This is a genomic window from Streptomyces sp. NPDC091289 (assembly GCF_044757365.1).
In the GTDB taxonomy this organism is placed as follows: domain Bacteria; phylum Actinomycetota; class Actinomycetes; order Streptomycetales; family Streptomycetaceae; genus Streptomyces.
Map to the genome: position 1 here is coordinate 277,222 of NZ_JBIVUT010000004.1, position 13,116 is coordinate 290,337.

Sequence of the window (13,116 nt, forward strand, 5' to 3'; positions counted from 1 at the left end):
ATCGTGACCAGTGACGTGCGGGAAAATCTGACCTACGAGGGCTTCGGACGGGCCGTGCGCGAGCTGGCGCAGGCCGTCGCCGACGACGGGTACGAGCCCGATGTCGTGCTGAGCATCGCGCGGGGTGGCGTCTTCGTCGCCGGTGGGCTCGCCTACGCCCTCGACTGCAAGAACATCCACCTGGTGAACGTGGAGTTCTATACCGGGGTCGGGACCACCCTGGAGATGCCCGTCATGCTGGCGCCCGTGCCCAACGCGATCGACTTCTCCGAGAAGAAGGTACTGATCGCCGATGACGTCGCCGACACGGGCAAGACCCTCAAGCTCGTCCACGACTTCTGCGTCGACCATGTCGCCGAGGTGCGCAGCGCCGTCATCTACGAGAAGTCCCACTCCCTCGTGAAGTGCGAGTACGTGTGGAAGAAGACCGATCAGTGGATCAACTTCCCGTGGAGCGTGGAGAAGCCCGTCGTGCGGCGCGATGGGCAGGTTCTGGACGCGTAACCCGTAGGACCGATGCCCGTAGGGCCGATACCTGTTGACCCATGTGGAAGGCCCCCGGAACGATTCCGTTCCGGGGGCCTTCCGTATCGGTCGGTCGCTCAGATCGTGCCCAGCTTGATGATCGACAGCAGCGCGATCAGCTGGATCGCCGACGCTCCCAGCGCCTTCGGCCACGGCAGGTCGTGCGACTTGCTGACCATCGACGTGAACAGCGCCCCGGCCGCCAGCCAGGTCAGCCAGCCCACGATCTGGACCAGGGAGTTCTCGCCGCCCAGGAAGAGGGCGAAGAGCAGCCGCGGGGCGTCGGTCATCGACATGATCAGCATCGACAGGCCCACCGTCGGCTGCCACGAGCCCGTGCCGCCCAGCTGGCGGGCCAGGGTGTGGGTCACCGCGCCGAGGACCAGGCCGCCGATGACGAAGCCGACGCCGGTGAACAGGACGTACGGGATGGCCGTCGAGATCGTCGCGTTGATCGCTTCTTCGCGCGCCTGGTCGAAGCCGAACAGCGCCAGCAGGCCGTAGACGAAGGTGACGACCAGCGCCGGGCCCCAGACCGGGTAGTCCCGCATCTGCCAGAACGTCGGCCCCGGGCGCGTCACGATGCCGGTCAGCAGTTCCTTCCAGCGCAGCCGCGGGCCCGCCGGCTGGGCGGGGGCGGAACCGGCGCGGTAGGTGTTGCCGTCGCCGTACGGGTCCTCGTCGACGCGGAACGCCTGCGTGTGACCCGGGTTGTTGGCGTACGGGTCGTGGGGCGCGGGGTCGGCGTACGGGTCGCCGAAGTACTCCGGTTCGCCGTGGCCGCCGCCGTGGCCGTGCGGGGGGTGGCCGTGGCCGGTGTATCCGCCCTGTCCGCCGTGTCCCGCGTAGCCGCCGTCGTTGTACGAGGGGCCCTGCGGGGTTCCGTACGGCGGTGGCGCCGCGCCGTTGCCGGGGCCTCCTCCTGCCGTCGGCCACGGCTGAGCACCGTACGGCGGCTGTGGTGCCTGCCCTCCGTACGGCTGCTGCCGCTGCTGCTGCGGTTGTTGCGGGGTGCGGTTGTCCCGGCCGCGTCCGATCCTGAATCCAGCCACCCGTCGAACGTACCTGGTCCCCGGGGGCGGGGAGTGGGGGCCGGGGGAACCCGCCCGCCATTGCGGCCGAGCTGTGACATCCCCTAGGGGCCGCACCCCGGGCCCTGGGAGGGGGAGCTCAGGGGGAGTTCAGGGGAGGAACAGCGCCGTGGAGAAGGTCACCACGGGGTCCTTCGTGTTACCCGCCGGGTAGAGGGCGATCAGGTCCTGCCGCTCGCCCCGGTACGTCCGCACCACCGTGTCCGGCTTCTTGTCGCCGTCGTAGTCGCCGTGGTCCAGGAGGGCGGTGCGGGTGGTGCCCGTCGTGTTCAGCGGTGCGGTGGGGAGGTCCTCCGCGGCGAACGCGTACGCGCTGCCGGGACCCGCCGGGCCCTTCGTGGAGCCGAGGAGGAGGGTGCCCCTGCCCGCCTGGCCGGGGGCGTGCGGGCGAGTGGCGGCGACGAGGTCGTCGTAACCGTCCTTGTTGGTGTCGGTCCTGGGCTCGGGGGCGTAGAGGTACGGGCCGCCGTCGGGCAGCAGGTCCGCGCTGCGCGGGGCGCCGGCGCGGGTGAAGGGGCCGTGCAGGAAGGTGACCTGGCCGGCGCTGGCGGTGACCGCGAGGTCGGCCCTGCCGTCGCCGTCGAAGTCGCCGCAGACCGGCTGCTCGGGCCACTCGTTGCCGAACCTGGCCTGTGCCGGGATGCGTACGGTGACCGCCTTGCCCGTGAGGCCCTGCGGAGAGCCGAAGAGGATCTGGAGGGGGACGGGCGGGGCACCGATGCCGTTGTACGGGGGGTCGGTGGAGACGATCAGGTCGGTGAAGCCGTCCCGGTCCAGGTCGCAGGCCGTCTCGGCGTCGAACGCGGCGGGCAGGGTGTCGCCTGACTTCGCCGCGTTCGCCCGGGCGCTCAGCAGTTGCCGGGCGGCCGGGTCCAGGGGGCGGTCCGGGTTGTCGGAGCCGTACACGATGCCGATGCCCGCGTCGTCGCCGTGGCTGTCCTCGGGGGCCTTCACCAGGTCGTCGATGACCAGGTCGCGGTGGCCGTCGCCGTTGAAGTCGTACGGGACACGGCTGCCGGTGCCGCGCGGGACGGGGACGCGCGCCGTGCCCGCCTGGGACTGGGACCGCGACTGGGACTGTGACTGTGCCTTGGGTGGGGTGTCGCCGTTCTTGCCGTTGGATACGGAGGAGGACGAGGAGGAGGACGACGGGGTTTCGGCGGCCGAAGGGCTTCCGCAGCCCGCGAGTGCGAGCAGCAGGCCCGCGCAGCCCGCGGCGAGGGCAGCCGTCGCCCTGGCAGTAGTCGCCGTGGCAGCAGTCGCTCTGGTGGTGACCGGTGCCTTCGGGGGCGTGAGGTGCGTGATGCGTGGGCGCACGGGGCCTCGTTCGTCGCTCGTTCGTTGTGTGTCCGCGCGTGGTTCCTGACCTGTCGCGGGTTTCTCCGGGGCACATGATGCTCCAGATACGTCGTCGCGTACATGTCCGAGTTCACAGTTCGCCTGCGGCGGTCGTCACGTCCGGCAGGCGGAGCCCCGGGGTCCCGGGCACGGAAAAGCGGCCGGTCCTGCCCCCGAGGCAGGTCCGGCCGCTCATCGCGTTGCTGCGTTACGTCACTTTGCCGGTTCGGGCTCCGGCGCGTCCACCTGCTCCGGCTCGCCCGCCGGGTCCGCCGGCGTCTTCACCGACTCCAGGAGGAGTTGCGAGACGTCCACGACCTGGATGGACTCCTTGGCCTGGCCGTCGTTCTTCTTGCCGTTGACCGAGTCGGTCAGCATGACCAGGCAGAACGGGCAGGCGGTGGAGACGATGTCCGGGTTGAGGGCGAGGGCTTCGTCGACGCGCTCGTTGTTGACGCGCTTGCCGATCCGCTCCTCCATCCACATCCGGGCACCACCGGCGCCGCAGCAGAAGCCGCGCTCCTTGTGGCGGTGCATCTCCTCGTTCCGCAGACCCGGGACCTTCGCGATGATCTCGCGCGGCGGGGTGTAGATCTTGTTGTGACGGCCCAGGTAGCACGGGTCGTGGTACGTGATCAGGCCCTCGACCGGGGTCACCGGGATCAGCTTGCCCTCGTCGATGAGGTGCTGGAGCAGCTGCGTGTGGTGGATGACCTCGTACTCGCCACCGAGCTGCGGGTACTCGTTCGCGATCGTGTTGAAGCAGTGCGGGCAGGTCGCGACGATCTTCTTCGACGCCTTGGGCTTCTTCGTCGTCGTGTCCTCATCGTCCTCGCCGTACGCCATGTTCAGCATGGCGACGTTCTCCTGGCCGAGCTGCTGGAACAGCGGCTCGTTGCCCAGCCGGCGGGCGGAGTCACCGGTGCACTTCTCGTCGCCGCCCATGATCGCGAACTTGACGCCCGCGATGTGCAGCAGCTCCGCGAAGGCCTTGGTGGTCTTCTTGGCCCGGTCCTCGAGGGCGCCCGCGCAGCCGACCCAGTACAGGTAGTCGACCTCGGTGAGGTCCTCGACGTCCTTCCCGACGATCGGGACCTCGAAGTCGACCTCCTTGGTCCACTCGACGCGCGCCTTCTTGGCCAGCCCCCAGGGGTTGCCCTTCTTCTCCAGGTTCTTGAGCATCGTGCCCGCCTCGGACGGGAACGCGGACTCGATCATCACCTGGTAGCGGCGCATGTCGACGATGTGGTCGATGTGCTCGATGTCGACCGGGCACTGCTCGACGCAGGCGCCGCAGGTGGTGCAGGACCACAGGACGTCCGGGTCGATGACGCCGTTCTCCTCGGCGGTCCCGATCAGCGGGCGCTCGGCCTCGGCGAGGGCGGCCGCGGGAACGTCCTTGAGCTGCTCCTCGGTGGCCTTCTCGTTGCCCTCCATGTCCTTGCCGCCACCGGCCAGGAGGTACGGGGCCTTGGCGTGCGCGTGGTCGCGCAGCGACATGATCAGGAGCTTCGGCGAGAGCGGCTTGCCGGTGTTCCACGCGGGGCACTGCGACTGGCAGCGGCCGCACTCGGTGCAGGTGGAGAAGTCGAGGATGCCCTTCCAGGAGAACTGCTCGACCTGGGAGACGCCGAAGGTGTCGTCCTCGCCCGGGTCCTCGAAGTCGATCTCCTTGCCGCCCGACGTCATCGGCAGCAGTGCGCCGAGCGCGACGTCGCCGTCGGCGTTCCGCTTGAACCAGATGTTCGGGAAGCCGAGGAAGCGGTGCCAGGCGACGCCCATGTTGGTGTTGAGCCCGACCGTGATCGCCCAGATCATCGTCGTACCGAGCTTGATCATCGCGAACAGGTAGACCAGGTTCTGCAGCGTTTCGACGCTCAGCCCCTTGAAGGCCAGCACCAGGGGGTACGAGGCGAAGTACGCGGGCCCGTAGCTGTCCACGTGGTGCAGCGCGCCCTCAAGACCGCGGAGCAGCATGATCGCGGCGCCGATGATCAGGATGATCGCCTCGACGAAGTACGCCTGGCCCATCTTCGAGCCCGTGAAGCGCGACTTGCGGCCGGCCCGCGAGGGCAGGTTCAGCTGGCGGATCGCGATCAGGACGAGGATGCCGAGGGTCGTGCCGAGCGCGATGAACTCGATGTAGACCTCGTACGGCAGGAAGGTGCCGATGTACGGCAGCACCCAGTCGGCCTTGAAGAGCTGGCCGTACGCCGTGACGATCGTCAGGCCCAGCGTCAGGAAGCCGACCGCGACGAACCAGTGGGCGACGCCCACGATTCCCCAGCGGTTCATGCGGGTATGGCCGACGAACTCCTTGATCAGGGTGATCGTCCGCTGCTTGGGGTCGTCGGTGCGGCTGCCTGCCGGTACCGCCTGTCCGAGACGGACGAAGCGGTAGATCTGTGCGACGGCTCGGGCGACGAGCGCAACGCCGACCACCGTCAGCACCAGCGACACGATGATCGCGGCGAGTTGCATGAGTAGGGCTCCTCGGGCCTGCGAGAGCGGGATCCAGTTGACTACTGCCCACTACTACTAAGCAGTAACTTAATTAGTCTGTGCTGACACTATCCACTTAGTCCACCCCGCTGTAGCCGGACGGGCGGTGATCTGTGTCGCTCAGGTGTGCCTTGGTTCGGCGTGCCTTGGGGAGTGCCGTACGCAGGCAGTCGCGTACGGCTTCCGTCAGGATCGCCAGGTCGAGCACCACACCATGGTGCTCTGCGTAGTGCTGGTCCAGCAGGGCGGGGTCGTCCCACGGCATGCCGGAGCGGGCGCGCACCTGGGCCAGCCCGGTCAGGCCCGGTCGCATCTCCTGCCGCCACTGCCTGGCCCCCGGCCCCGCGGCGCGCGGGTCGCCCGGGGGCAGGGGGGCGGGGCCGACGAGGGCGAGTTCGCCCCGTACGACGTGGGGGAGCCGGGAAAGCACGTCCAGGCGGAAACGTCGCGTGCGCAGGGTGCGCAGTTCGAAGACCCGGCCGCCCAGACCGGTCCTGGGGCGGCGGTCCCAGGCGCCGCCCGGGGTGTGCCGCGCGGTCAGGGCGAGCGCTGTTACGGCGACGGCGGGGGCGGTCAGGATCAGCAGGGCGGTGCCGAGGGTCAGGTCCAGGACCCGTTCGGCCGTCGTACGCGGGGTGAAGTGGTCCGCCAGCCGCCCGGCCCGGTCGGTGAGGCCGGCCAGGCGTGCGGCGGGGCGCGAGGGGAAGTGGCTCCTGGCCGTTCCGGTCACTGCCGGGTAGGAGTGCGGGCGGCGCGGCTCCTCCGTCCCGTACGCCTCCGACCCGTACGCCTCCGTCCCGTACGGCTCCGAGCGGGGCTGGGGTGGTCGGCTCGGCTGGACCTGTGGGGTCTGTGGGGTCTGCGGGATCTGCCGGGTCTGCTGGTCTCCGTGGTTCTTCTGCTGATTCCTCTGGTTCGGCTTCTTCTGGCTCTTCCGGCTCTTCTGGGGCTTGTGAGTCTTCTGGTTCTTCTGCCGTACGCGCGGCTTCCTCGCGTTCTGCATCGCGCCCGCCCGGGGTTCGAGGTTCGATGGTGTGGCGATCCACGGTGAAACCTGCCGGTCGGTGACGGTTGTGACCGTCTCACGGCATTTTGTGACAGAACGATCCCATGGTGGGACGGTGGGGTGGGTGGTGCGCGCGGGGTGTGGCGTGCGCGGGTGGGGTGGTGGGGCAGCCCTGGCGGCCCTGTCAGTGCAGATGTGCTCTGCATAAGCACTTAAGTTGAGTGTGCCCGACTCAGGTCTGTTGACTCCGGGACCGGCGTCGTGCATTCTTGAGTCAGATCCACTCAAGTAGTCAGTTGGAGGAATTGAAATGGCACGTGCGGTCGGCATCGACCTGGGCACGACTAACTCCGTCGTCAGCGTTCTCGAAGGCGGCGAGCCCACCGTCATCACCAACGCCGAAGGCGCCAGGACCACGCCGTCCGTCGTCGCCTTCGCCAAGAACGGCGAGGTGCTCGTCGGCGAGGTCGCGAAGCGCCAGGCGGTCACCAACGTCGACAGGACCATCCGCTCCGTCAAGCGCCACATGGGCACTGACTGGAAGATCGACCTGGACGGCAAGAGCTTCAACCCGCAGCAGATGAGCGCCTTCATCCTGCAGAAGCTGAAGCGCGACGCCGAGTCCTACCTGGGCGAGAAGGTGACCGACGCGGTCATCACCGTCCCGGCGTACTTCAACGACTCCGAGCGTCAGGCGACCAAGGAGGCCGGTGAGATCGCGGGCCTCAACGTCCTGCGCATCGTCAACGAGCCGACCGCCGCCGCCCTGGCGTACGGCCTCGACAAGGACGACCAGACGATCCTCGTCTTCGACCTCGGTGGCGGCACCTTCGACGTGTCCCTCCTGGAGATCGGCGACGGCGTCGTCGAGGTGAAGGCCACCAACGGTGACAACCACCTCGGTGGTGACGACTGGGACCAGCGCGTCGTCGACTACCTGGTGAAGCAGTTCGCCAACGGGCACGGCGTGGACCTGTCCAAGGACAAGATGGCTCTCCAGCGTCTCCGCGAAGCCGCGGAGAAGGCGAAGATCGAGCTCTCGTCCTCGACCGAGACCACGATCAACCTGCCCTACATCACGGCGTCCGCCGAGGGCCCGCTGCACCTGGACGAGAAGCTCACGCGCTCGCAGTTCCAGCAGCTGACCGCGGACCTCCTGGACCGCTGCAAGACCCCGTTCCACAACGTCATCAAGGACGCGGGCATCCAGCTCTCCGAGATCGACCACGTCGTTCTCGTCGGTGGCTCCACCCGTATGCCCGCCGTCGCCGAGCTCGTCAAGGAGCTGACCGGCGGCCAGGACGCCAACAAGGGTGTGAACCCGGACGAGGTCGTCGCCATCGGCGCCGTGCTCCAGGCCGGTGTCCTCAAGGGCGAGGTCAAGGACGTCCTGCTCCTCGACGTCACCCCGCTGTCCCTCGGCATCGAGACCAAGGGAGGGATCATGACCAAGCTCATCGAGCGCAACACCACGATCCCGACCAAGCGTTCCGAGATCTTCACGACGGCCGAGGACAACCAGCCGTCCGTGCAGATCCAGGTCTACCAGGGCGAGCGCGAGATCGCGGCGTACAACAAGAAGCTCGGGATGTTCGAGCTGACCGGTCTGCCGCCGGCCCCGCGCGGTGTGCCGCAGATCGAGGTCGCCTTCGACATCGACGCCAACGGCATCATGCACGTCACGGCGAAGGACCTCGGCACCGGCAAGGAGCAGAAGATGACCGTCACCGGCGGCTCCTCGCTGCCGAAGGACGAGGTCAACCGGATGCGCGAAGAGGCCGAGAAGTACGCGGAGGAGGACCACGCCCGCCGCGAGGCCGCCGAGTCGCGCAACCAGGGCGAGCAGCTCGTCTACCAGACGGAGAAGTTCCTCAAGGACAACGAGGACAAGGTCCCCGCCGACGTCAAGACGGAGGTGGAGACCGCGGTCGGCGAGCTGAAGGAGAAGCTCAAGGGCGAGGACTCCGCCGAGATCCGTACGGCCACCGAGAAGGTCGCGGCCGTCTCCCAGAAGCTGGGCCAGGCGATGTACGCCAACGCCCAGGCCGAGGGTGCGACCCCGGGCGCCGAGGCCCCGGGCGACGACCAGGCCAAGGCCGCCGACGACGACGTCGTCGACGCCGAGATCGTGGACGACGAGAAGGACACCAAGGGCGGTGCGGCGTGACCGAGGAGACTCCGGGCTTCGAGGAGAAGCCCGACGTCCCCTCCGGCGCCAGCCCTGATGACGCCGAGCCGAAGGCTGCCGCCCCCTCCGAGGAGGAGGCGGCGGCCCCGGCCGGGGACACCGACCCGTCCGTCGGTCTGACCGCACAGCTGGACCAGGTACGCACCGCGCTCGGCGAGCGCACCGCGGACCTCCAGCGGCTTCAGGCCGAGTACCAGAACTACCGTCGCCGCGTCGAGCGGGACCGGGTCACGGTCAAGGAGATCGCTGTCGCGAACCTCCTGTCCGAGCTCCTGCCCGTGCTCGACGACGTCGGCCGCGCGCGGGAACACGGCGAGCTGGTCGGCGGCTTCAAGTCGGTGGCCGAATCGCTGGAGACCACCGTCGCGAAGCTGGGCCTCCAGCAGTTCGGCAAGGAGGGCGAGCCCTTCGACCCGACGATCCACGAGGCCCTGATGCACAGCTACGCGCCGGACGTCACCGAGACGACCTGCGTGGCGATCCTGCAGCCGGGGTATCGCATCGGCGAGCGCACCATCCGCCCCGCGCGGGTGGCCGTCGCCGAGCCGCAGCCGGGCGCCACGCCCGCCGCGGCCAAGGAAGAGAAGACTGACGACGAGGAGAGCGGTGGCACCGAGGAGGTCTGACGTCAAGGCGTCCGATCACCACGGTGCACACCGACCGGCCCGGCGGCCGGCCCACGGGCCGGCCGCTCGGCCGATCGTCCGGAAGGAGGGACGTCGATGAGCACGAAGGACTTCGTCGAGAAGGACTACTACAAGGTCCTCGGCGTCCCCAAGGACGCCACCGACGCCGAGGTCAAGAAGGCGTACCGGAAGCTCGCCCGCGAGTTCCACCCGGACGCCAACAAGGGTGACGCCAAGGCGGAGGAGCGCTTCAAGGAGATCTCCGAGGCGAACGACATCCTCGGTGACCCCAAGAAGCGCAAGGAGTACGACGAGGCGCGCGCCCTCTTCGGCAACGGCGGCTTCCGGCCCGGCCCCGGTGGTGCGGGCGGCAACTTCAACTTCGACCTGGGCGACCTCTTCGGCGGGGGCGCCCCGGGCGGCGGACAGGGCGGTGCGGGCGGCGGCTTCGGCGCTGGCGGCGGGGGCGGTCTCGGCGACGTCTTCGGCGGGCTGTTCAACCGCGGCGGCGCGGGCACCCGCGTCCAGCCGAAGCGCGGCCAGGACATCGAGTCCGAGGTGACGCTCAGCTTCACCGAGGCGGTCGACGGGGCCACGGTCCCGCTGCGGATGTCCAGCCAGGCGCCCTGCAAGGCGTGTTCCGGCACCGGCGACAAGAACGGCACCCCCAGGGTCTGCCCGACCTGTGTCGGCACCGGCCAGGTCTCGCGCGGCAGCGGCGGCGGTTTCTCGCTCACCGACCCCTGTGTGGACTGCAAGGGCCGGGGCCTCATCGCCCAGGACCCCTGCGACGTCTGCAAGGGCAGCGGCCGGGCGAAGTCGGCGCGCACCATGCAGGTGAGGATCCCGGCGGGCGTCTCCGACGGCCAGCGGATCCGGCTGCGCGGCAAGGGCGGCGCGGGCGAACGCGGCGGTCCGGCCGGCGATCTGTACGTCGTCGTCCACGTCGACGCCCACCCGGTCTTCGGCCGCAAGGGCGACAACCTCACGGTCACCGTGCCCGTCACCTACCCGGAGGCGACACTCGGCGGCGAGGTCAAGGTCCCGACCCTCGGTGGCCCCCCGGTCACCCTGAAGCTTCCCCCCGGCACCCCCAACGGGCGTACGATGCGCGCCCGGGGCAAGGGCGCGGTGCGCAAGGACGGCACCCGCGGCGACCTGTTGGTCACCGTGGAGGTCGCGGTCCCCAGGGACCTGGGCCAGGAGGCCAGGGACGCCCTGGAGGCCTACCGGAAGGCGACCGCGGACGAGGACCCGCGGGCGGAACTGTTCCAGGCTGCGAAGGGAGCTTGAGATGGACGGCCGTCGACGCAATCCGTACCAGCTGACCGATGAGACCCCGGTGTACGTGATCTCGATCGCGGCCCAGCTCTCGGGTCTCCATCCGCAGACGCTGCGCCAGTACGACCGTCTCGGCCTGGTCTCCCCGGACCGTACGGCCGGGCGCGGCCGACGCTACTCGGCCCGCGACATCGAGCTGCTGCGCACCGTGCAGCAGTTGTCGCAGGACGAGGGCATCAACCTCGCGGGCATCAAGCGGATCATCGAGCTGGAGAACCAGGTGGCCGCGCTCCAGCAGCGCGTCGCCGAGCTCTCGGCGGCGGTGGACGGTGCGGCGGTCGCCATGCAGCAGCGCGAGGCCCAGGTGCACGCCTCGTACCGCCGGGACCTGGTGCCGTACCAGGACGTGCAGCAGACCAGCGCGCTGGTGGTCTGGCGGCCGAAGCCGAAGCGGCCGACGGACTAGCGGGAGCCTGCTTTCGCGTTACGGGGCCGGCTTGGAGCTTAGAACTTGGAGCCTGCCTTCGTGTCACGGGGCCGGGAGAGCGTTCATCCGCTCTCCCGGCCCCTTCGCATGGGCCGTGCCCGTCCGGTTCCTACGGCAGGGCGGTGCTGATCGCGTCGACCGCCATCATCCACATCGGCTGGCCGCCGGTGCCGAACGCGGCGGCCAGCGCGTAGCCGACCGCCGCGTCGGCCGGCTCGACCGCGGCCCCGTCCCGCCACTCGGCGATCACCCGCCGGTCGCCGTCCGAGGAGAAGTCCCCGATGTGCTTGCCGTTCCGGGTCAGCCGGCTGCTCGGGATCGAGTCGGGCACGAGCCGGTAGGACGTACCCGCGCGGCGGACGTCGACCCGGTAGGAGCGGCGGCGGAGCTTCCCCTTCCCGGGCGCGATCGTCGCCTCGCGGCCGTCCACGGTGAGCGTGAGGTGGCGGGGGTCGCGGGTGCCGATGAGGATGTGGTCGTCGACCTCGGCGCCGGGGGCGCGGGTGAGGACGACGCGGGGGATTCTCTCCCCGCTCACGACGAGCATCTCGCCGTGCTCGCCGGTGAGTTCGACCAGGATGTCCCCGTGGTGGTCGTCCTCGACGGCGGCGGGTATGGGTGTGGTGTCGGTCATCTGGGCTTCGTGGTCCTTCGGTCGCGCGGAGAGTTCGTCGTCAGGTCGGTCAGGACTGACGTACGGGATCCTCTCAGGAGGCGACGGCGGGGAGGGGAGCCCGGCCGCCTCCCTCGGCCACGAGCATGACGGTACGCATGAGGTGGCCGCCGTCCTCCCCGGCGGTGAGGACAGCCGCCGCGCCGTTGCGGTGGGCCACCTCGGCGGTGACCCGGTCGCCCGGCGAGACGAAGACGGCGAACGCCTGATGGAGCGCCAACTCGCGGAGGACGTACAGCTGGTTGCGCAGCGGCTCGGCCCGTCCGGAGCGGGCGTCCAGCAGGATCACGTCCGGGCGGTGCGCCGCGACGCACGGCAGGAGGGAGTCCGGCGGGTGCCAGGGGGCGAGGGTCACGTGACCGGTCGCCTGGAGCGTCTTCCGGATCGTCCGGTGGAAGGCCACGCCGTCGGTTGCCAGGACGGCCTGGATCACGGTTCCCCCTGAGGATGACGCCCGGTGGCCACCACCATGCCCTTCGGGCGACGAGCCGGCCACCCCCAACTTGCTGCAGTGCACCATCAGGACCCGTCGCCCCTCCCGTGCGCGGCCCTTCGGTCCGTGCTCGCGTCGCGGCCGGCCTCCGCGATCCCGGAGCGGGCGAGGAGGGCGCCGAGGTGGGTGCGGCTGGTGGCGCCGAGGGTCTGCATGAGTTTGGCGATGTGGGCGCGGCAGGTGCGGACGCTGATGCCCATCTTGCGGGCGACGACGTCGTCGACGTGGCCTTCGGTGAGGAGGCGGGCGATGCTGCGCTGCACGGCGGTGACGGGGGTGCCGGGGGCCGTGGTCGGGAGGGGGTCACCGAAGGGAGTGGCTCCGGCCCACAGGACGTCGTAGACATGAGTGAGGTAGCGGACGAGGGCTGGGTGTGTGATGCGAAGGGCGACGTCGCGTTGAGGTGAGATCGAGATGTAGGCGGCCTGGTCGAAGATGAACATCCGCTCAGCGGTCTGCTCCATGGTGCGGATCCGCAGGTTCCCGTGCGGCAGTCGGTCCACGTACCGCTTCAGGTTCGGGTTGTAGCGCGCGGAGTGCTGGTAGAGGTGACGCATGGCCACGCCGCGCCGGAGGGGCTCTATCGCTCTCGCCCGCGCCTGTTCCAGCATTTCGTCGGGGCGTTTGCTGCCCGGGTGCAGGGTCAGGATGTGCCGCTCGGCAGCCAGGGCCGACTCCTCGACGGAGGCCTGGATCGCGGGCTTCCCCTCAAGCCTGGTGATGGCGGTGTCGAGGGCAGGGAAGGTGATCGAGGTGAGCGACGTCAGCGTGTTGATCATGGAGTTCGAGGAGGCCAGTTGCTCGGACACATCGCGCGCCAGCGAACCGAGCAGTGCCGTGAGGGTGGCAGGCGTCGGCGTGGGGAGCATTCTGTCGGCATCGTGAGGGTCGGGGCGGAGCAGTCCG

At 69.7% G+C, this 13,116-nt stretch carries 12 protein-coding genes; 5 read left to right on the forward strand and 7 right to left on the reverse strand.

From position 1 onward, the window contains the following. Positions 1-3: 3 nt before the first annotated feature. A complete protein-coding gene (locus ACIQPT_RS07135) occupies positions 4-504 on the forward strand; it encodes a phosphoribosyltransferase (protein WP_215103877.1) in 501 nt (166 codons plus the stop codon). 98 nt (positions 505-602) lie between these two features. Here ACIQPT_RS07135 and ACIQPT_RS07140 read toward each other — a convergent pair whose 3' ends face one another. The 4 genes from ACIQPT_RS07140 to ACIQPT_RS07155 form a co-directional block, all read right to left on the reverse strand. Continuing rightward, a complete protein-coding gene (locus tag ACIQPT_RS07140) occupies positions 603-1,577 on the reverse strand; it encodes a Yip1 family protein (protein ID WP_401153444.1) in 975 nt (324 codons plus the stop codon). 129 nt (positions 1,578-1,706) lie between these two features. Then, on the reverse strand, positions 1,707-2,933 hold the full coding sequence (locus ACIQPT_RS07145) for an FG-GAP repeat domain-containing protein (protein ID WP_401153445.1): 1,227 nt from the start codon (positions 2,931-2,933) through the stop codon (positions 1,707-1,709). Positions 2,934-3,167: 234 nt separating this feature from the next. Continuing rightward, a complete protein-coding gene (locus ACIQPT_RS07150; protein ID WP_401153447.1) occupies positions 3,168-5,435 on the reverse strand; it encodes a (Fe-S)-binding protein in 2,268 nt (755 codons plus the stop codon). Positions 5,436-5,532: 97 nt separating this feature from the next. After that, positions 5,533-6,459 carry a sugar transferase gene (locus ACIQPT_RS07155; RefSeq protein ID WP_401153449.1) on the reverse strand — a complete coding sequence of 309 codons (927 nt, stop codon included), beginning with the start codon at positions 6,457-6,459 and terminating at the stop codon, positions 5,533-5,535. 313 nt (positions 6,460-6,772) lie between these two features. On the opposite strand from ACIQPT_RS07155, the gene dnaK reads away from it, so the two are divergent. The 4 genes from dnaK (at position 6,773) to ACIQPT_RS07175 (ending at position 11,023) form a co-directional block, all read left to right on the forward strand. Continuing rightward, complete coding sequence (gene dnaK, locus ACIQPT_RS07160; RefSeq protein WP_401153450.1) at positions 6,773-8,629, forward strand: molecular chaperone DnaK; 1,857 nt, start codon at positions 6,773-6,775, stop codon at positions 8,627-8,629. Then, positions 8,626-9,276, forward strand: a complete 651-nt coding sequence (gene grpE / locus ACIQPT_RS07165) for a nucleotide exchange factor GrpE (protein ID WP_401153452.1) — start codon at positions 8,626-8,628, stop codon at positions 9,274-9,276. Before dnaK ends, grpE begins: the two co-directional genes overlap by 4 nt. Before the next feature lie 96 nt (positions 9,277-9,372). Then, positions 9,373-10,569, forward strand: coding sequence for a molecular chaperone DnaJ (gene dnaJ / locus ACIQPT_RS07170; protein WP_401153453.1), 1,197 nt, complete (start codon positions 9,373-9,375; stop codon positions 10,567-10,569). Position 10,570: 1 nt separating this feature from the next. After that, positions 10,571-11,023 carry a heat shock protein transcriptional repressor HspR gene (locus ACIQPT_RS07175; protein ID WP_007452885.1) on the forward strand — a complete coding sequence of 151 codons (453 nt, stop codon included), beginning with the start codon at positions 10,571-10,573 and terminating at the stop codon, positions 11,021-11,023. Between the two features lie 130 nt (positions 11,024-11,153). Here ACIQPT_RS07175 and ACIQPT_RS07180 read toward each other — a convergent pair whose 3' ends face one another. The 3 genes from ACIQPT_RS07180 to ACIQPT_RS07190 all read right to left on the reverse strand — a co-directional run bounded on the left by ACIQPT_RS07180 (position 11,154) and on the right by ACIQPT_RS07190 (position 13,079). Further along, entirely contained in the window at positions 11,154-11,678 is a 525-nt protein-coding gene (locus ACIQPT_RS07180) for a hypothetical protein (RefSeq protein WP_401153455.1), read from the reverse strand. A 73-nt stretch (positions 11,679-11,751) separates the two neighbouring features. Beyond that, positions 11,752-12,150 carry a hypothetical protein gene (locus ACIQPT_RS07185; protein ID WP_401153457.1) on the reverse strand — a complete coding sequence of 133 codons (399 nt, stop codon included), beginning with the start codon at positions 12,148-12,150 and terminating at the stop codon, positions 11,752-11,754. An 86-nt stretch (positions 12,151-12,236) separates the two neighbouring features. Beyond that, positions 12,237-13,079 (reverse strand): helix-turn-helix transcriptional regulator, encoded by an 843-nt coding sequence (locus tag ACIQPT_RS07190; protein WP_401153458.1) that lies wholly within the window; start codon positions 13,077-13,079, stop codon positions 12,237-12,239. Positions 13,080-13,116: the final 37 nt, after the last annotated feature.